17 protein-coding genes are annotated in these 17,216 nt (G+C 53.7%); 11 read left to right on the top strand and 6 right to left on the bottom strand.

Going from position 1 to position 17,216, the window contains the following annotated elements; translation table 11 throughout:
• The first annotated feature begins 89 nt into the window (after window positions 1-89).
• The 5 genes from KNP64_RS07840 to KNP64_RS07820 all read left to right on the top strand — a co-directional run bounded on the left by KNP64_RS07840 (window position 90) and on the right by KNP64_RS07820 (window position 5,041).
• Window positions 90-293, top strand: coding sequence for a PLD nuclease N-terminal domain-containing protein (locus tag KNP64_RS07840; protein WP_021066453.1), 204 nt, complete (start codon window positions 90-92; stop codon window positions 291-293).
• Window positions 290-1,138: an ABC transporter ATP-binding protein gene (locus tag KNP64_RS07835; RefSeq protein WP_214792607.1), complete on the top strand. Its 849-nt coding sequence runs from the start codon at window positions 290-292 to the stop codon at window positions 1,136-1,138. Before KNP64_RS07840 ends, KNP64_RS07835 begins: the two co-directional genes overlap by 4 nt.
• Window positions 1,138-1,896: an ABC transporter permease gene (locus KNP64_RS07830; protein WP_214763467.1), complete on the top strand. Its 759-nt coding sequence runs from the start codon at window positions 1,138-1,140 to the stop codon at window positions 1,894-1,896. Before KNP64_RS07835 ends, KNP64_RS07830 begins: the two co-directional genes overlap by 1 nt.
• A gap of 113 nt (window positions 1,897-2,009) precedes the next feature.
• Entirely contained in the window at window positions 2,010-3,644 is a 1,635-nt protein-coding gene (locus KNP64_RS07825; protein WP_214792604.1) for a C39 family peptidase, read from the top strand.
• A 161-nt stretch (window positions 3,645-3,805) separates the two neighbouring features.
• Window positions 3,806-5,041: an exo-beta-N-acetylmuramidase NamZ family protein gene (locus KNP64_RS07820; protein WP_214792602.1), complete on the top strand. Its 1,236-nt coding sequence runs from the start codon at window positions 3,806-3,808 to the stop codon at window positions 5,039-5,041.
• Between the two features lie 85 nt (window positions 5,042-5,126).
• Here the strand turns inward: KNP64_RS07820 and KNP64_RS07815 are convergent, their stop codons facing one another.
• On the bottom strand, window positions 5,127-5,780 hold the full coding sequence (locus KNP64_RS07815; RefSeq protein WP_214792598.1) for an SMI1/KNR4 family protein: 654 nt from the start codon (window positions 5,778-5,780) through the stop codon (window positions 5,127-5,129).
• Between the two features lie 215 nt (window positions 5,781-5,995).
• On the opposite strand from KNP64_RS07815, the gene KNP64_RS07810 reads away from it, so the two are divergent.
• Window positions 5,996-6,919: a CAP domain-containing protein gene (locus KNP64_RS07810; protein WP_214792595.1), complete on the top strand. Its 924-nt coding sequence runs from the start codon at window positions 5,996-5,998 to the stop codon at window positions 6,917-6,919.
• Between the two features lie 40 nt (window positions 6,920-6,959).
• On the opposite strand, the gene KNP64_RS07805 is transcribed toward KNP64_RS07810, so the two are convergent.
• Window positions 6,960-7,157: a CsbD family protein gene (locus KNP64_RS07805; protein WP_034778818.1), complete on the bottom strand. Its 198-nt coding sequence runs from the start codon at window positions 7,155-7,157 to the stop codon at window positions 6,960-6,962.
• 55 nt (window positions 7,158-7,212) lie between these two features.
• Window positions 7,213-7,611, bottom strand: a complete 399-nt coding sequence (locus KNP64_RS07800) for a hypothetical protein (protein WP_021066446.1) — start codon at window positions 7,609-7,611, stop codon at window positions 7,213-7,215.
• A 146-nt stretch (window positions 7,612-7,757) separates the two neighbouring features.
• Here KNP64_RS07800 and KNP64_RS07795 point away from each other — a divergent pair, with 146 nt between their 5' ends.
• From KNP64_RS07795 to KNP64_RS07785, 3 genes are read left to right on the top strand one after another with little or no spacing between them, the layout of a single operon-like run.
• On the top strand, window positions 7,758-8,690 hold the full coding sequence (locus tag KNP64_RS07795) for an ABC transporter ATP-binding protein (RefSeq protein ID WP_214792592.1): 933 nt from the start codon (window positions 7,758-7,760) through the stop codon (window positions 8,688-8,690).
• Window positions 8,691-8,695: 5 nt separating this feature from the next.
• The gene (locus tag KNP64_RS07790; protein ID WP_251126366.1) at window positions 8,696-9,835 is read left to right on the top strand and encodes an ABC transporter permease; all 1,140 of its coding nucleotides are present in this window, start codon (window positions 8,696-8,698) and stop codon (window positions 9,833-9,835) included.
• A complete protein-coding gene (locus KNP64_RS07785) occupies window positions 9,822-10,922 on the top strand; it encodes an ABC transporter permease (RefSeq protein WP_214792586.1) in 1,101 nt (366 codons plus the stop codon). Before KNP64_RS07790 ends, KNP64_RS07785 begins: the two co-directional genes overlap by 14 nt.
• 42 nt (window positions 10,923-10,964) lie before the next feature.
• Here KNP64_RS07785 and KNP64_RS07780 read toward each other — a convergent pair whose 3' ends face one another.
• Window positions 10,965-13,649 (bottom strand): HD domain-containing phosphohydrolase, encoded by a 2,685-nt coding sequence (locus KNP64_RS07780; protein ID WP_371815309.1) that lies wholly within the window; start codon window positions 13,647-13,649, stop codon window positions 10,965-10,967.
• A gap of 201 nt (window positions 13,650-13,850) precedes the next feature.
• Here KNP64_RS07780 and KNP64_RS07775 point away from each other — a divergent pair, with 201 nt between their 5' ends.
• Together KNP64_RS07775 and chrA are read left to right on the top strand one after the other, a co-directional pair.
• Window positions 13,851-14,159 (top strand): PadR family transcriptional regulator, encoded by a 309-nt coding sequence (locus KNP64_RS07775; RefSeq protein ID WP_214792583.1) that lies wholly within the window; start codon window positions 13,851-13,853, stop codon window positions 14,157-14,159.
• A gap of 5 nt (window positions 14,160-14,164) precedes the next feature.
• Window positions 14,165-15,349: a chromate efflux transporter gene (chrA, locus tag KNP64_RS07770; protein WP_214792581.1), complete on the top strand. Its 1,185-nt coding sequence runs from the start codon at window positions 14,165-14,167 to the stop codon at window positions 15,347-15,349.
• Window positions 15,350-15,384: 35 nt separating this feature from the next.
• Here chrA and KNP64_RS07765 read toward each other — a convergent pair whose 3' ends face one another.
• Window positions 15,385-15,888, bottom strand: coding sequence for a YdcF family protein (locus tag KNP64_RS07765; protein WP_058764363.1), 504 nt, complete (start codon window positions 15,886-15,888; stop codon window positions 15,385-15,387).
• Between the two features lie 79 nt (window positions 15,889-15,967).
• On the bottom strand, window positions 15,968-17,209 hold the full coding sequence (locus KNP64_RS07760) for a DHHW family protein (protein WP_214792578.1): 1,242 nt from the start codon (window positions 17,207-17,209) through the stop codon (window positions 15,968-15,970).
• Window positions 17,210-17,216: the final 7 nt, after the last annotated feature.

The following is a 17,216-nucleotide window of genomic DNA, read 5'->3' as shown; positions in this document are numbered from 1 at the left end:
CGGAGAAAGGGCTTTTTTCTGTTCCATACAGGAAATAGGTCCTATATGTGGAATGAAGTAGTGAACTCATTTATGAAGGAGGAACATAATTGGACATTACCAATGACTCAAATTTATTGCTCATCCTCTTGCCGTTGCTCGTGTTGCAACTCATCTTGCTCGTCGTCGCCTTGATTGATTTGCTCAAACGGCAAGAAACGAATGGACCGAAATGGGTATGGCTCCTCGTCATCCTATTCATCAACATTCTCGGGCCGATTGTCTACTTCCTATGGGGACGGACGAAGCGATGAACGTCACTCAACTGACGAAACGGTTCGGCACGTTCACCGCGCTCGACGACGTCAGCTTCTCGCTCCGCCCTGGCTGTACCTCACTTCTCGGTGAGAACGGGGCCGGCAAGACGACACTGCTCAACATGATCGCCCGCGTGACGACACCGACGTCCGGACAAATTGTTGGACACGATGCCATCCGCATCGGTTATCTGCCACAACGTCCGGCGCTCTATCCCTCGCTCACCCCTGTCGAGACGATTCGCTATGCGGCCGAGTTGACCGGCGTCACGACTATCGACCCGGTCCATCTGTTGAAACGGGTCGGACTCGAGCCTGTCAATCGACCAGCAGCGCACTTGTCCGGCGGCATGCGACAGCGACTCGGCATCGCCCAGGCGCTCGTGCATGACCCCGAGCTGTTGTTGTTAGACGAACCCGTCTCGGCGCTCGACCCGCGCGGCCGCCGGGAAGTACTCGACCTCTTAAGCGATTTGAAACGAGAGCGGATGATTCTCTATTCGACGCACGTGCTCCCCGATGCCGAGGAAGCGAGCGACTGGGTGCTCCTGCTCCGGAAAGGACGGCTGCTCATGGAAGGGACTGTGACCGATTTACTCGGCTCGAAGTCCTCGATTCAAGTCCGTCTGTTCAATGACGTCGTGACGGAGGATGAGTGGCGAACGCTCCCGGGTGTCAGCCACGTCACCCGCTCCGGGACGACATGGGAACTGGAGACGGACGCGAAAGACGTGACGGAACGAGCGTTGCTGCAGCTGCTGCTGGAGCGCGGTCTAAGACTCCAATCGCTCCATGTCGGGCATCCATCGCTCGAGTCACTCTTTTTGGAGGTGAACGCCTGATGAAACTGGCCATCTTCAAACAAGAGTGGAAAGAGTCATGGCGCAATAAGCGACTCATCTGGGTACCAATCGCCTTGATGTTGCTTGCGGCGATGCAACCGCTCACGCTTTATTTCCTCCCGGACATCTTGGCCTCGGGCGGCAACTTGCCGGACGGGGCGGTCATCGAAATTCCGACCCCGTCACCAGAAGAAGTGCTCATGTCGGCGAGCGAACAGTTGCGACAAATCGGACTGCTCGTCGTCCTCTTGTCCGCCATGCATACGTTCAGTCACGAACGGTCGCTCGGCACGCTCGCCTGGCTCAAGTCGCTCAAGATTCCAGGCACGCGCATCGTGCTCAGCAAATGGGGACATTATTCGCTACTCGCCGTCGTCGCCATCGGCCTCGCCCAATTGAGCGCCGCCTACTATACAATCGTCTTGTTCGATTCGTTCGACGTCACCGATTTCTTGATCGCGACCGGATTACTCATGCTCCATTTCGTCGTCCAGCTATCGATTTTCTTCTTGTTCGCGGCGTTGCTCGAGAGCGGCCTCGTCGCCCTCGTGATCACGCTCGCCCTCCACTTCATCATGTCGCTCCTAATTGGGTGGCTCGAGTGGGACTGGATGCCGTGGCGGCTCGGCTCGTTATCGGCCGAAGTGCTCATGGGCGAGGGTTTACTCGTTTGGCCGATCATCAGTAGTGTCTTGTTGATTGGCGTGACGCTCTTCGTCGCCTCGAAACGGTTGTTGTTCATCAGCCGTTCGTCCTGATGTAGCACCTTCTCAAAATAGTCCTTTAGCCGTCGAGTCAAGGCGGCTTTTCTCATGTATACTTAATTTACAAAATAATACCAATTTTTCAATTCGATTGTGGAGGAACGCCTATGAAGTGGAGTCATGTAGTGGCCGGTTTGGCCGTCAGTATGAGCATCATCCTCAGTAACGATCACGTCCATGCCGCGGCCGGGTTTCAAACGACCGCAACGGGAACGGTCTATATGACAGAAGACGGCACGATGCTGACCGGCTGGCAAGTGATTGACAACAAGACCTATTATTTTGCAGCAGATGGGACGATGACCGTCGGTTGGCAAGCGATCGATGGCGCTACATATTATTTTGAAACAGACGGTGCGCTCGTCACCGGGCGCTATTCGATTGACGGGGCGACCTACTTGTTCGCCGCCGACGGGAAGCAGCTGAAAGGCTGGCAACAACTCACGGATGGGCTCTACTACTTCAAATCGAACGGCGTCATGGCGACCGGCTTTTTAACCGTGGACGGGAAACGCTACTTGTTCTCTCTTGAAGGGAAACAGTTGAGCGGTTGGCAAACCGTCAACGGCGTGAAGCATTACATATTCGAAAACGGAACGATCCGGTCGGGCATGTACACGATTAACGGCAAGAAATACTTGCTCTTGAAAGACGGACAGGTCGCGACCGGCTGGCAACAAATCGGCACGCGCCACTACTACTTCGGTACAAGCGGTGTACGCCAGCACGGGCTGAAAAAGATTGGGACGACCGTTTACGGTTTCCATGAGACGTACGGCTATCGGTTGGCCGGCGTCCAAAAAGTCGCCTCTCGCTATTACTATTTCGGGACGGACGGAAAACGTCGCTACGGTCTGCAGACGATTGACGGCAAAGTGTACGGGTTCCATCCCGTCTACGGCTATCGTCTGCAAGGAAAACACAAGGTCGGGACTCGCTATTACTACTTCCACTCGACCGGCGTCCGTGAGACTGGTTGGAAGTATACGACGCAATACGAATATTTTGCACCGACCTTGACGAAGAAGACAGATTGGCAAGTCATCAACGGCAAATGGTATTTCTTCAATCCGTCGGGCGTCATGTATAAGAACAAACGCATCGGCAACGCCGCGTTCGATGTCCGGGGCGCCTATAGCAACCCGCTCTCCACTTATAAGATGAGCGTGCCGCTCTATCGTCAATTTGCTATGGGCTATCCTTCCGGCTGCGAGTTCTTCTCACTCAAGATGGCGCTCGAGAAAAAAGGACGCGTCGTCAGCGCCGAGACGTTATATCGGGAAATGCCAAAAAGTATGTGGAACGCCCGCTATGAGAATCGGCTCTACCGCTGGGTCGACCCGAACGTCATGTTCACGGGCGACCCGAAAGGCAAGCTCAGCAAATATCGCAACTACGGGATTTATCCGAAAGGCATGATCAACTTCTCGAGCAAATACCGGCCTGTGAAAGACTTGTCCGGCCAAGGATTAGCTTCAATTGAGCGCGAACTCTCACTCGGCAACCCGGTCATCGTCTGGGCGAGCGTCGACTTCATACAGCCATACGGTCACTTCAATTGGTACACCGCTTCGAACAAAAAATTCACCGGTTTCGTCAATTATCATGTCATGCTCGCGACGGGCTATGACAAGAATAACCTCTACATCAACGACCCGTACCGCGGTCGCCTCGTCATCCCGAAAAGCCAAGTCAGCTCTGTCATGGGCGCGACGGGATGGAAAGCACTTGCCGTACGATAATCGTCCAGCCATCGGAAAAATCCGGTGGCTTTTTAGGTACAACGAATCAAATTCAGAAATAAAATTTCCTATTTTATTAACTTTATATTGAATTAAAAATACAGAATGGTACACTTTCCAATAAGTAGTAAAGCGCTTACATTCATAAAGGAGGAATAGTTATGAAGAAATGGATTGGCGGCTTCGCCGCCCTCACGCTCGTCACGTCATCTGTCATGTTGCTCGATGCCGATGCCAAGTCAGAGCCGAAGAAACCGAAAGTCGAGCTCGGGGTCGACCGGTTGATGGCCAATCCTGAAATCTTGGCCGGTAAACGAGTCGGACTGATTACGAATCCGACCGGAATCGATGCTAACATGACGAGCATCGTCGACTTGTTCCATAACTCAGATGATTTCGAATTGACGGCACTGTACGGACCAGAACACGGTGTCCGCGGTGATGCGCAAGCCGGATCGACAATCAGTTCATATATCGACGAAGTGACGGGACTCCCCGTCTATAGTCTGTATGGGGCGACGAAAAAACCGACGGCCGAGATGCTCAAAGACGTCGACGTGCTCGTCTTCGACATTCAGGACGTCGGCACACGCTTCTATACGTACATCTATACGATGGCGTATGCGATGGAAGCCGCAGCCGAGAATGACATCCCGTTCGTCGTCCTCGACCGGCCGAACCCGCAAGGTGGTCTCCGCGTCGAAGGTCCTGTGCTCGACCCGGCCTATTCGAGCTTCATCGGTCTCTATCCGATTCCGCTCAAGCATGGCATGACCGTCGGTGAGCTCGCACGCTTGTTCAATTCGGAGTATCAGATTCAAGCCGACCTCGAAGTCGTCAAGATGAAGGGTTGGAAGCGCTCGATGCTGTACGAGGATACGGGACTCCCGTTCGTCATGCCGTCACCGAACATGCCGACGACGGACACGGTCAACGTCTATCCGGCGACCGGTCTGTTCGAAGGGACGAACCTGTCGGAAGGACGCGGCACGACGAAGCCGTTCCAATTGATTGGCGCCCCGTACGTGAAGGCGCATGACTATGCCAAGACGTTGAACGGACTCGAACTTCCGGGCGTCACGTTCCGCGCTGCCTCGTTCACGCCAACGTTCTCGAAGAACGCGGGCAAACTGTCGCACGGCGTCGAAGTGTACGTCACAGAGCCGACGAAGTTCGAAGCGGTCAAGACCGGCATTACCATGGTCAAGACGGCACACGACCTGTATCCAGACGAGTTCGAGTTCCTCGCTAATGACTTCATCACGAAGCTGACCGGGAACGCCTACGTAAAAGACATGATCCTCGCCGGGGAGTCGCTCGAGGCGATCATGACGAAAGTCGATGCCGAGCGCGATGCGTTCTTGCCGATTCGGAAAGAGTATTTGTTGTATAAGTAATGGCTAAAGTTAGGAAACTTAAATTGATATTTCAAAAGCAAAATAACAGAGCATTGAAGAAATCCATTCAATGCTCTGTTTTATTTTAATTTTTGAGTCCTAACCAATTTTTAAATCGGTCGGCCGTCTCCCCCTCAGCTAAAATCCCGCTTGTTGAATTCATTGTAAAAGGAAGCCACTGATCATCTTCACATCCTACAAATCCCAAGCTTGACCAACTTTCAATAAGTTCAATGAAAGTGTTGGCTAATCGATAGCCATGTCCTTCTCCATCGTCATGACTCAAATAGACAATTGGAGCTTCATCGAGACCGTCTATTAAGTCAAAGGCAATATAATCTCCATTTCCTACTTCACAAAAGACGAGCTTGTTGTGCCAAATTTTGTCGTACTCATCTCCCGCATTTGGAAACACTTGATTGACCCACTCTTTTCGTTCTTCTTCCAATCGCGGAAGGCTTTCGAAACTCCAATGAAAGCTGCCACTAACCGAATCTCTAAACTCGTGTGGAATGATTAAATCTTCAGGCAGAGACCAATAAAAACTGAATCCCCCAGCAAACTTTTGTAGAACACTTTTAAAACTCTTAGGGAAGGTAATTCCAAGCTGTTTTTCCATTTGAAAGATTTGCTCTTCAGAAACGGGTTCGTCGATTACAATTTCCTGAACCTCCCCGCCAATCTGTTGGATCTTGGAAGCAGTAGTGTGAACTCTTTTTTTGAACAACTCGTAATCCATTTCGTTCCTCCCATTCGTATCTTGCAAAGTCATCGATAAAAACAATATATCAGCAGGTTGCTAATGCATATGCATGTTTAGGTTTTTTCTGTTATTTAAAAGGAAAAATGTCTGACTTAAGCACACACCTTTCAATTGTAATCCAATGGTAATACCCATCATCGCCCTATTCAATATATTATATGGTTATATGATCGAAAAAGGAGCTTCCCATTTTGAAAAAACCTGCCTCAGTCTTACTAGCTGCCGCCCTTGCGACCGCGTTCACATTCACCCCGTCGACCACTCCGCTCACCGTCAATCCGACCACGGTCGAAGCCTCATATCGTGAGACCGCCGTCAACACGAAAGGTTTCGTTACGGGCATCAGTCAAATCAACGTCCGCAAAACACCTTCAAGCTCAGCGTCAAGTTTAGGTAAAATTGTTCGGGACGGCACGATGATGGTCCGGACGTCATTCACGACGAACGGGACCCGCTGGTACAAAATCCAATGGGGCACGGGCTATGGGTACGTCCCGGCTGCCTATGTCAAGCTATCGACAGCCGAAGTCGCGTTCACGAAGGCGACGTACGTCGCCCCATCGAGCGTCTACTTAAAATCGCGTCCGCTCACGACCTCGTCGAACGTCGTTTTCCTGCGCCAAGGGATGAAGCTTGAGACGATTTCGTATCGATACACGGGCACGACACGTTGGTACAAAGTGCGCGTCGGGACGAAGACGGGTTATATCTTGGCGAAGCACATCACGTTCAAAGCACCGGCGAGCGGCGTCTTGGGTGAGACGAATGAAGAGCGCCAGGCGGCCGGTTTGTCAGCGCTCTCCGCGTCGAGCGAGGCGAACCGCGTCGCCCAGGTCCGGGCCGACGAGATGGCACGGACGGGACAGTTCTCCCACCAGCTCCGTGAGAACGGAAGCCCAGGGAATACGCTCGACGCCTATAACGTCAGCTATCGCGGTTGGGGTGAAAACATCTACATGGGGTCGAGCGACCCCACGCAAGCCGTCAGTGCCTGGATGAACTCGACAGGTCATCGCGCCAACATCTTGAACGGAAACTTCACCCACCTTGGTGTCGGCGCCGCCAAGAACGCACAAGGGTCGACGATTCACGTCCAAGTCTTTTTGACGAAATGAAAAACCGGGAAGTCGCATTGATCGCGATTTCCCGGTTTTTTTAGCGGCGTTCGTCTTTCAGGCTTTCAAGGTTTTGTTGGGCCTGGCCCGTCTTCTCTTTGGCCGTCCCTTTCACTTGGTCTTTTTGTCCTTCACGTTTGAGCGATTGATTGTCCGACGCTTTGCCGACCGCTTCTTTCGCTTTGCCTGCCGCCTTATCGATTAAGCCATCAACTTTTTTGTTAAGTCCGTCTTTCATCTGAATCTCCTCCTCGTGATATCATGTCTAATTCATGTACCACTGTGAGAAAAACTCAAACATAGTGCTCTTTGACAAGAACCCGGAAACGCGGTCGGACGGTCAACTCGATCGTCGTCACCGTGCGGTTCCGGTCCTCGTTCATGACGATCAACAGTTCGCCGTGATCGCGTCGATCCTCGAGCACCTCGACTTTCCCGACCGTTCGCAGCAGCTGATAGTACAACAACTCCCCCGACGCGTCCTTGACGTTCACCTCAAACTCGTGATAGCTCGGGGAGATTTTAAAATAAAATGACTCCGTCCCGTTCGAGAAACGGAACACCGACTCGTCATAATAAAACGGGAGTGTCGTATCCATCCGTTTCGGCTCGACCGTACAAAACAACGCCCACGCCATCTCATCTGGAAACTTCTCGCTCGATTCTTCTTTGTTGAACTGCCACCCTTTCATCGCGATCCCTCACTTCAACTTCCATTAATTGTCTGAATAATTCGACTATTATAATTCATTCGTCATTGGGTTCGGAAGTTCCTGCAAACGGGAACAAAACATTGTATGCTTTTTCACGTTCCTGATTTGAAAGGAGTTGCGTCCACGTGTCTATCATCGCGCTCGACCATGTCACGAAACGGTTCTGTGAGACAATTGCCTTGAACGACTTTTCACTTCACGTCGAGGCCGGTGAACTGTTCGGCTTGCTCGGACCGAACGGGGCCGGAAAGACGACCGCCATTTCTGTCATGCTGAACTTATATCCTGCCGACAGCGGTACCATCCGTATTTTCGATCATTCGATGCCAAAAGACGAGCAAACGATTAAACGGCGCGTCGGTATCGTCCCGCAGCATGTCTCCGTGTACGACCAGCTGACGGTGTTCGAGAACATTCAATTTTTCGCCGAGCTGTACGGGTTCAAACCGGCCGAGGCCAAACAAAAGACCGTGGCCGCCCTCGACTTCGTCGAACTCACCGCGCACCAAAAGAAACGTCCGCCGGAACTGTCCGGGGGGCTCCTTCGTCGTCTCAACATCGCCTGCGGCATCGTGCATGAACCAGAACTTATCTTTATGGATGAACCGACCGTCGCCATCGACCCGCAGTCACGCAACACCATCCTCGAGAATATCCGCGAGTTGAATCGACGCGGGGCGACGATCATCTATACGTCCCACTATATGGAGGAAGTCGAGATGCTCTGCGACCGTGTCGCCATCGTCGATGAGGGACGAATTATCGCCGAGGGCACGCAAGATGAGCTGAAAGATCAAGTCATGACGCTCGAGACGGCCCGCATCAAAGTCGACGCTCTCACCCCTGGCCTCCTCGAACGTCTCGAATCGCTCGAGCGAGTGAAGAAAGTCGATTACGAGGAACCGTTCCTCGACGTATCACTCGAGAAAGACACCCCGCTCGCCCCGCTCCTTGACGTGCTCCATGACGAACGGGTCCGTTTCACCTCGATCACCGTCGACCGTCCGTCCTTGAATACCGTCTTTCTGGCTCTGACCGGCAAGACACTTAGGGAGTGAGTCCGATGAAACTATGGACGTTCATCAAATACGATGTCAAACAGCAACTGCGTGATCGCTCGACCATCTTTTGGATGCTCATCTTCCCAATCATTCTCATCTTCGGGCTCGGCACGATGTTGTCGGCCATCTTCAACAGCAACTTCTCGCTCCCGGTCACGGACGTCGCCTACGTCGAACAGTCGACCGACGACTATCGGGTACCGCTCGAGACGTTCCTCGCCGACGATGACATAAAAGAGTTTATCCGTCTCGTCCCGTATGACAGTCTGGCCGCGGCCGAGACAGGCGTGAATGACGGTGATGCCGACGTCATTCTCCACTTGGACGGTCCTGACGTGCGCTTACTGTACGAGGAACCGTCGACGATCGAGTTCGACGTGCTCGAGGCCGTGCTCCGGCAATATACGGACGTCGCCAATCAGCAAATCACACTCGCTGAGGCGGGCATCTCCGCCCCGTTTACGCCTGAATCGTTCATCGACAGCGAGAGCGTCGACTTGTCAGGTCGGACCCCGACGTCACTCGAATATTTCACCGTCACGATTTCCATCATGACAGCGTTGTTCGGCGCCTTCTACATCACGGGCATGCTCAGTGAGGAGCAGCCGATGACGGGGAGCTATCTTCGGATCCAAGCCGCTCCGGTCAAACGGATCGAATATCGCCTGGCCCGCAGTTTGAGCCGTTACACGCTCATCTTTTTGCAACTTGTGCTCGTGTTTTGGTTCAGTCACTTCGTGTATCGCAGCTTCTCGCTCGACTACGTTCACTTCAGTCTATTGTTCGTCTCTTGGCTCGCCCTCGCTTTATACGGCACCGCGTTCGGGTTCTTCATCTCAAGCTTACCCCGTATCTCGCGCGCGACGAAAGACGCGATTGTCAACGGGTTCGTCGCTATCATCATGATTCTCTCTGGCGGCTATGTCCCTGGTTTCGACCAAGTGACGCTGAGCGTCGTGCCGTGGGCTAAGTACGTTTTCATGCCGATTTTCATGCGGGAAGGGATGCTTCAGGTGCTCTTGCGCGGTGGAGACACGTCCGTGTTTTGGCAAAGTCTCGGTTGGCTCGCCATCCATCTGTTCGTCTTTGCCGGGATCAGCCTGCTGCTATGGAAAGGGGTGAACCGCCGTGGTGCTATTTAGACATGTCGCCAAGCGTATGCTTCGGAAAAAAGGGCTATGGGTGTTCACGTTCGTCTCCGTGTTCGGGTTCGCCCTCATCCTGTCGTTCCTCAGCTCGACGTCCGCCTTGAACGCCTCGATTGGTGTTCTTGACCGCGACGGCGGAACACTCGCCGGTCGCGTGATTGAAGAAGCGGGACGGTTCGGCTCGGTGACACCGCTTGAGACGGACGAGACCGACGAGGCGTTGCTCCAAGGACAAGACATCGTCTTAGTGATTCCGGACGGATTCTCCGAGGCGCTCTTGGATGGCGAGACGCCGCGATTGTCGTTCAGTGCGACCGAAGGGAGTGACGCCGCATTGATTGAACAAGCGCTCAATTCACACTTGTCCCGTGAGCGACAACTATTGATTGCAAGTGAGTTTGACGAGGAACGGTTCACCGAGCTCGCCGAACGTGAGACGGAAAACGGCTATACCCTCTCGAGCGAGCCGTTCCAACAGAGCGTGGCGACGACGGCGCGGACGCAGGCGTTCCTCGGCCTCTTGTCGTTCGTCATGATGTCGGCGTTCCTTCAGTTCATTCCGTTGTTCGTCGCCGACGACCGGGACGAGAAGATTTATTCACGCCTATTTGCGGCCCCAGTCACGCCCCGGCGTTACATCGGTTCGCTGTTCGTGTCGTTTTGCGCGGTCGGACTGCTCTACGTGCTCATGTTGCTCGCCTTCAGCGCTGTCCTCTATCGACAGGACGTACTCGCGCACCTACCCGTCCTCACGCTGTTGTTCATCGTCTATTTGTTCGTCTGTCTCGCCATCGGGTCGCTCATCGCCATCCTGGCGACGAACCGGGAGAAGGCGAATATTTGGCAGACGTCCGTGACGATGGCCGCTGCCATCACCGGCGGCGCCTTCATCAGTCTGACATGGCTACCTGATACGCTCCAGGTCGTCGGACGCTTCTTGCCGACGTACTGGTTCAATTACGGGGTCGCCCAAATGTACGAGGACCATTTCCCACTTCAATCCGTCCTCATCATGCTCGGGATGGCGCTCGCTGTCTTTCTCCTCAGCGCCTGGGCGTTGAAGAAACGGCCGCTCACATAAAAAGGAGAGCCATCGCGGGCTCTCCTTTTTATAATGCTTCAATCACCTCTGTAACGTCGGCACGACTTTCTTGAAAAACACCTCGACGAGTTCCGGGTCGAACTGCCGGCCTGCTTCTTCTGCGATGACCGCGAGCGCTTCGTCGAGCGTCTTCGCTTTCCGATACGGGCGTCCCGTCATCATGACGTCGAACGTGTCCGCAATCGAGATGATGCGTGACGCGAGCGGGATTTGCTCTCCGCTGATCCCTTTCGGATAACCGTTCCCGTCCCATCGTTCATGGTGGGCGAGCACGATTTCGGACAGTGGCCCATACTCCGGCACCGTGCTCAAGATGTTGTAGCTCACTTCGGGATGACGTTTGATTTCACGCCATTCGGACTTGGTCAACGTGCCCGGCTTGTCTAAAATCTCATTGCTGATCGCGACCTTGCCGATATCATGCAGTGTCGCCGCCGTGACGAGTTCGTTCACATCGGCACTCGTGAAGCCCATCGCCTGTCCGAGTTGCCGCGACAGCTCGGCGACGCGTTGCGAATGTGCTTCTTCGCGCGGGATTTTCTCATAAAGCGTGCGCATGATAAGCTGAATCGAGTAATGCCTCCGACTTTGTTTTTCAGACACTTTATGGTGATACATCCGGTCCTCGGCCAAATTGAACACTTCCGCGATGGAGAGCGCGTCATCTTCCTTTACCGCTTCCCCGAACGATGCCGAAATCGGCAGCCCTTCGATCGATTTGGCGAGGAACAGTTGGCTCAGGCGATCGGACAAGCGGTTCGCCTCTTCAAGTGACGTATTCGGCATGATGATGACAAACTCATCTCCACCGATTCGAGCGACCGTATCCTTTCCTCGAATCTCACGTTTGAGCGTCAACGTCGCCTCGATCAACAAGCGATCCCCGACGAGATGACCGAACGCGTCGTTCGTCAGCTTCAACCCGTTGACGTCGACGACGATCAAAGCGAACGGATAATAGTCCGGCTCGTCGTACGTGATGAGCGCCTCATCGAAGTAACGGCGATTCTTCACCCCGGTCAACTGGTCGTGATAACTCAAATACTCGATTTCCATCTCGTATTTCTTCTTCTCGGTCACGTCACCGATATAGCCGTGCCAAAGGACATGCCCTTCATCAAGCTTCTCTGGACGCGACGATCCTAAGATCCACGTCGTCCGGCCGTCGGGCGTCAGGACACGAAACTCCGCATCCCAAATCGTCAAGTTCTCGTACGACGTCTCAATGCTCGCCATCACGTTCGGATAATCTTCGGGATGGATTTTTGAGAACACGAGACCCGGGTCTTGTTTCATCTCCTCGAACGTAATACCGGTCAGCACCTCGAATCCTCGGCTAAAGAATGGGAAGTGGAAGCTGCCGTCCGGGCGCCGCTCGAACTGATAGATGGCACCGGGCACTTGATCGGACAGCTTCGTGAGCAATCGGTCCCGCTCGGCGAGTTCTTCCTCGAGTTGGACGCGTTCCGTCACGTCTTTGGCGACGGCGTAAATATAGTTGCCTTGGACTTTTGAATGCCACTCGATTGATCGATAGTCTCCATCGATCGTCCGGTATCGGTTGACGAAACGGAAGATGTCTTGGCCAGCTTCGAGCAAGGCGAACGCTTCATTCGTCTTCTCGACGTCATCGGGATGAATCAGGCTCGTGAAGTCCATGTTCTCGAGTTCTTCGAGCGGAAACCCGAGCACACGCTCCCACGCCACGTTCAAATGGAAAATCTCATGATTGGTCAGGGACATGATGCACTCCAAGTCGACGGTCGCGAACCCTTCGAACATCGACTCTTTCGCATCCCCGATTTGCCGGTCCGCTTTCGTCATCTGTTCGAGGATGTGCACGATATACAATTCGACGAGCCCAAGGCGGCTCGCCTCTTTATTTCCTTGCATGACAATCGTCAAATCCCCGTAAAAGACACCGTCCTTCTCGATTTTAAACAAGACGACTTGGCCAAGGTCAAAAATCCGTAAAATATTTTTGATCAGTCGTTTCGGCAACACCCCGTCGACGAGCGGTAAAATGTCGTCGAACACGATTGGGCTCGGTGCCTCGAGTAACTTGGACCGTTTCGGGCTCATCGGCCATTTGCGGCCGACCGGATGGAAGCCTAGCACATCGAGACTGCGCTCGAGCAGTTCATCAATGCACGAGAGCGCTACGGTCGAGTACGTCTGTCCATCATCGTCGACTAAATTGAGCATCACGGCCTTGGCACCGGTGAACCCTCGAATCTGGTCTAGGAAATGTTGGTTCATCAACAATTCTCGTCCGGTCGTCACGAAGCGGTGCGACACGTTGACGAGTTGTTTCAGCGCATTGTTTTCTTGGACGTGCGGTGTGATGTCGTGGAACAGCGTCGACACATGACCCGGACGCTCGCTAAAGACAGACAGTTCATACCAGGCCTTGTTGCGACGTGAGAAATGTTCGAACGTGATGGCTTCGCCACTACTGACAGCACGCGCGACTTGGACGATCCATTCCCGTTCGCTGTATTCAAAATCTTTCAACTTGTCGGTGATCCGTCCACCGAGAAACTGTTCGCGCTTTGCTTTCATGATGCGCTCGAACGCTTCGTTCACTTCATGAAATTCGTAATCGACGGGCTCCCCCGCCTCATCGTAGAGCACTTTAAACTCGACGTAGCCTTGGGGCATATGGCGCAACAAGGATTGAAATTTGGTCTGGTCTAAGTCTGCCACGTCGGTCCCTCCTCCGTTCAATTCTACTTTTCAGTTTACCTCATTTCTTACAAATTCCCTATATTTTCCGAATCGATTCTCGCCAATATGCGCACATTAAGTTTTTGTAAATGACACCTCTCGGCTTGCACCTCCCCATCTCGATTGTTAGTATGATTACGAAAACCGATATCGAAAATCGATTTCAAGGAGATGATGTATGTGGAAGACCGCGTCCTTCGCAAGCTGTTCCTCGGCTTTATTCATATTCACATCTTGCATCATGCTGCCGAACATCCGGTATATGGCGCGTGGATGGTCGAAGAACTTCGAGAGCACGGCTACTCGATCAGTGCCGGCACGCTCTATCCGATTTTACACACGATGGAGCAGGATGGCCTGCTCGTCCGGGCGAACGAGCTCGTCGGAGGCCATATCCGGAAGAACTATACGACGACCGAAAAAGGTCTCGTCGTCTTGGCGGAAGCCCGTCAAAAAGCGTATGAACTATTTAAAGAGATTAAGGAGTGAATCACATGTCTAAACAACGTGTAACGTTTAAAACGTTACTAGAGATTTTATTCGTCTCGACCCGACTCGGACTGACCTCGTTCGGCGGACCGGTCGCCCACCTCGGCTATTTCCATGAGGAGTACGTCCGTCGCCGCAAATGGATGGACGAACGCGCCTACGCCGACCTCGTCGCCCTCTGTCAGTTCTTACCTGGCCCAGCCAGTAGTCAGGTCGGGATCGGGATTGGTATCGTCCGAGGTGGGATTCTCGGTGGAATCACGTCGTTCATCGGGTTCACGGCCCCGTCCGTCATTGCCCTCATCTTATTCGCCCTATTGGTATCGGGACTCGACGTCTCAGACGCGGGCTGGCTTTATGGATTGAAAGTCGTCGCCGTCGCCATCGTCGCCCACGCCATTCTCGGAATGGCCGGTAAATTGACGCCGGACGCGAAGACGCGGACAATCGCGTTCTTCGCACTCGCCGGAGTCCTGTTATGGCAGACGACCTATAGCCAAGTGCTCGTCATCTTGCTCGCCGGACTTGCCGGGTTCTTGCTGTTCAAACCGCAAAACCTCGACGTCAAGTCGGCTTCGTTCCTGCTCTCGAAACGACTCGGGGCGACGCTCCTCGGCCTGTTCGGGGCGCTCCTCGTCATCTTGCCGATCTTACGGGAGACGATCGAGAGTCAATCGGTCGCCATGTTCGATAGCTTTTACCGCGCGGGGGCCCTCGTCTTCGGCGGCGGTCACGTCGTCTTGCCGCTGCTCGAGCGTGAACTCGTACCGGCCGGTTTCTTAAGTGAAGAGGCGTTCCTCGCCGGTTACGGGGCCGCCCAAGCCGTACCGGGACCGCTCTTCACATTCGCGTCTTATCTCGGGACGGTCATCAATGGCGTGCCGGGAGGTCTGCTCGCCACGCTTGCCATCTTCTTGCCAGCGTTCCTGTTGATTCTCGGTGCCTTGCCGTTTTGGGATGCGCTCCGTCGCAACCCGAAAGTCGCGGGCGCACTCATCGGGGTCAACGCCGCCGTCGTCGGAATTTTGATTGCGGCGTTCTATCAGCCGATTTTTACAAGTACCGTCAACGGTGCGATCGACTTCGTCTTCGCCGCTTTCTTGTTCGTCATGATTGCATATTGGAAGATGCCGCCGTGGGCGCTCGTCATCGTCGGGGTCATCGGTGGGATGATCATCGGCACGTTATAACACGAAAAAGGGACTTCATTGCGAAGTCCCTTTTGTCATGGCCGCCATTTCCAGCGCATATAGTTGATGAATAGCTTCACGTACGCCAGCTGCTCGCGGACGACGTACTTCAATTTCGTTGCCGGGGGCGTCTTTGCGTAGAGCGCATCGATCGCTAGGCCAAAATACAGCTTACCGACGAGCCGGGCCCGCCTGACGTGAAAATCGTTCGTGACGATCGTTAGTCCAGGTTCCCCATCCCAAATCGGACGGCTGAACAGAAAGTTCTCGTACGTCGACGTCGACTCCGCCTCGATATGGATTCGCGCCGCGTCGACGCCACGTGCCATCAACTCCCGGGCAATGACGCGCGCTTCCGCCATCCCTTCATCGGGTCCTTGCCCGCCGGAGGCGATCAACTCGACGTGTGGATGTCTGTTCGCATATGCGGCCGCCGCTTCAATCCGGTGCATCAAGGCCCGAGACGGTTGAATCCCGTTCACTTTCGCACCGAGGACGAGCACGTAACGATACGTGCCGTCAGCGTTTTGTCGTTTCATTCACCTCACCTGCCTATCTGTTAGTATAGCGGGCCCCCATGAAAAAAAGCCAATCATCGCGTGGATGATTGGCAGTTTGTTAAAAGCTATCTTCGTAATCCCCAGACATTCCGGAGATGCGGTCGTTATGCATGAACAAGACGAGGTCGACATCGTTCTCTTCGACATAGTCCGTGATATCGACTTTGCCTTCCGTGTAGCGGACGTCAATAGCCGACACCGTCCCGAACGATTCACCGAGGAAGCCGAGCACCGGGTTGGCGTACGAATCCTTCAAGACGAGCACGTGCAAGTCGTTGACCGGATCTTTCTGCTCGATGCGCAGCTGTCCGTAGTTGTCTCCCATGAATACACGATAGAAGTCAGAGAACCGAGCCGTCTCTTCGGCTTCTTCGCGGGCGATGACAGAGTGGCCGCAGTCATCACCGTTCCGGCAGACCTCGGTCGTGAAGCCATCTTTCGGTTCCAACCATTCCAAGTAGTCGAGTTTCTCGACGTACGGGAGTGAGATTTCACGGGCGTGCGAGCCGAAGTACGGTTGGTCGATCTTGTACGTCTCCATATCGGACGCCTCAAGTTTCGGTACATCCTTATAGTCTTCTTGGAGCCGCTCGATGATTTGTTGATACCCAAGGAAAGCCCCGTGGACGTTCCAATGGTGGTCATTGTAGAAATAGATGTCTTCCATCGGTTGATTGAAGATTGTCTCGCCGAGGTCGATGAGTTCGAACTCGGCCCCTTCGACCGCGTCATGTAGATTGCCGCGGCTCTCCAAGTCCCCGCTCATGACGTAATCCGGAATCAACTCATTTTTAGAGGCGAAAGCCGGCTTACTTGGAGCTGAGGCGAAGTAGACCGGGACGTCCTGTTCTTGCATCGCCGCCCCGAATTCCGGGAACAGGCGCTTCATGTTGTCAAACCCGCGCACCGGTTCGTCCGGACTGACGAGCACCTCATTATCGAGGGCGAGCACCCCGTTATTGACTTGTTGTCGGAAAATGTTCTTTTGGAAACCGGCCTGGAGCCCCATCCAACGGTCACGTTGGAACACTTGGTCACTCGAATAGGTTTCAAACGCTTCCATATAGGAGCCATCGCGCACGGCCTTGACCGATGCTTCCGGTTGTTGTGCGAGTTCACGCCCTTCTAACACGGACACTTCCCGATCTTGACCGAACCAATACGTGGCCAGACCGAGAAAAAGTACGCCTAGAAACATACCGAGCAATAGAAAATCAGCGAACCAGGACTTTTCAAGCCCCTTCGGTTTTTCTTTGATCGGGCGTGGACCAGGCTTTCGAGAATCTAACGGCTTCTGCATCGTATTG

The organism is Exiguobacterium sp. s64, assembly GCF_018618035.1.
GTDB classification, from domain to species: domain Bacteria; phylum Bacillota; class Bacilli; order Exiguobacteriales; family Exiguobacteriaceae; genus Exiguobacterium; species Exiguobacterium mexicanum_A.
Note: the sequence above shows the minus strand (reverse complement) of the source record. Positions and strands in the feature narration are given on the sequence as shown.

What these genes read in the sequence shown, in the direction of transcription:
- KNP64_RS07835 (WP_214792607.1), top strand. Translation starts at nt 290, where the DNA reads ATGAACGTCACTCAACTGACGAAACGGTTCGGCACGTTCACCGCGCTC.
- KNP64_RS07830 (WP_214763467.1), top strand. Translation starts at nt 1,138, where the DNA reads ATGAAACTGGCCATCTTCAAACAAGAGTGGAAAGAGTCATGGCGCAAT.
- KNP64_RS07825 (WP_214792604.1), top strand. Translation starts at nt 2,010, where the DNA reads ATGAAGTGGAGTCATGTAGTGGCCGGTTTGGCCGTCAGTATGAGCATC.
- KNP64_RS07820 (WP_214792602.1), top strand. Translation starts at nt 3,806, where the DNA reads ATGAAGAAATGGATTGGCGGCTTCGCCGCCCTCACGCTCGTCACGTCA.
- KNP64_RS07815 (WP_214792598.1), bottom strand. Translation starts at nt 5,780, where the DNA reads ATGGATTACGAGTTGTTCAAAAAAAGAGTTCACACTACTGCTTCCAAG.
- KNP64_RS07805 (WP_034778818.1), bottom strand. Translation starts at nt 7,157, where the DNA reads ATGAAAGACGGACTTAACAAAAAAGTTGATGGCTTAATCGATAAGGCG.
- KNP64_RS07800 (WP_021066446.1), bottom strand. Translation starts at nt 7,611, where the DNA reads ATGAAAGGGTGGCAGTTCAACAAAGAAGAATCGAGCGAGAAGTTTCCA.
- KNP64_RS07790 (WP_251126366.1), top strand. Translation starts at nt 8,696, where the DNA reads ATGAAACTATGGACGTTCATCAAATACGATGTCAAACAGCAACTGCGT.
- chrA (WP_214792581.1), top strand. Translation starts at nt 14,165, where the DNA reads ATGTCTAAACAACGTGTAACGTTTAAAACGTTACTAGAGATTTTATTC.
- KNP64_RS07765 (WP_058764363.1), bottom strand. Translation starts at nt 15,888, where the DNA reads ATGAAACGACAAAACGCTGACGGCACGTATCGTTACGTGCTCGTCCTC.
- KNP64_RS07760 (WP_214792578.1), bottom strand. Translation starts at nt 17,209, where the DNA reads ATGCAGAAGCCGTTAGATTCTCGAAAGCCTGGTCCACGCCCGATCAAA.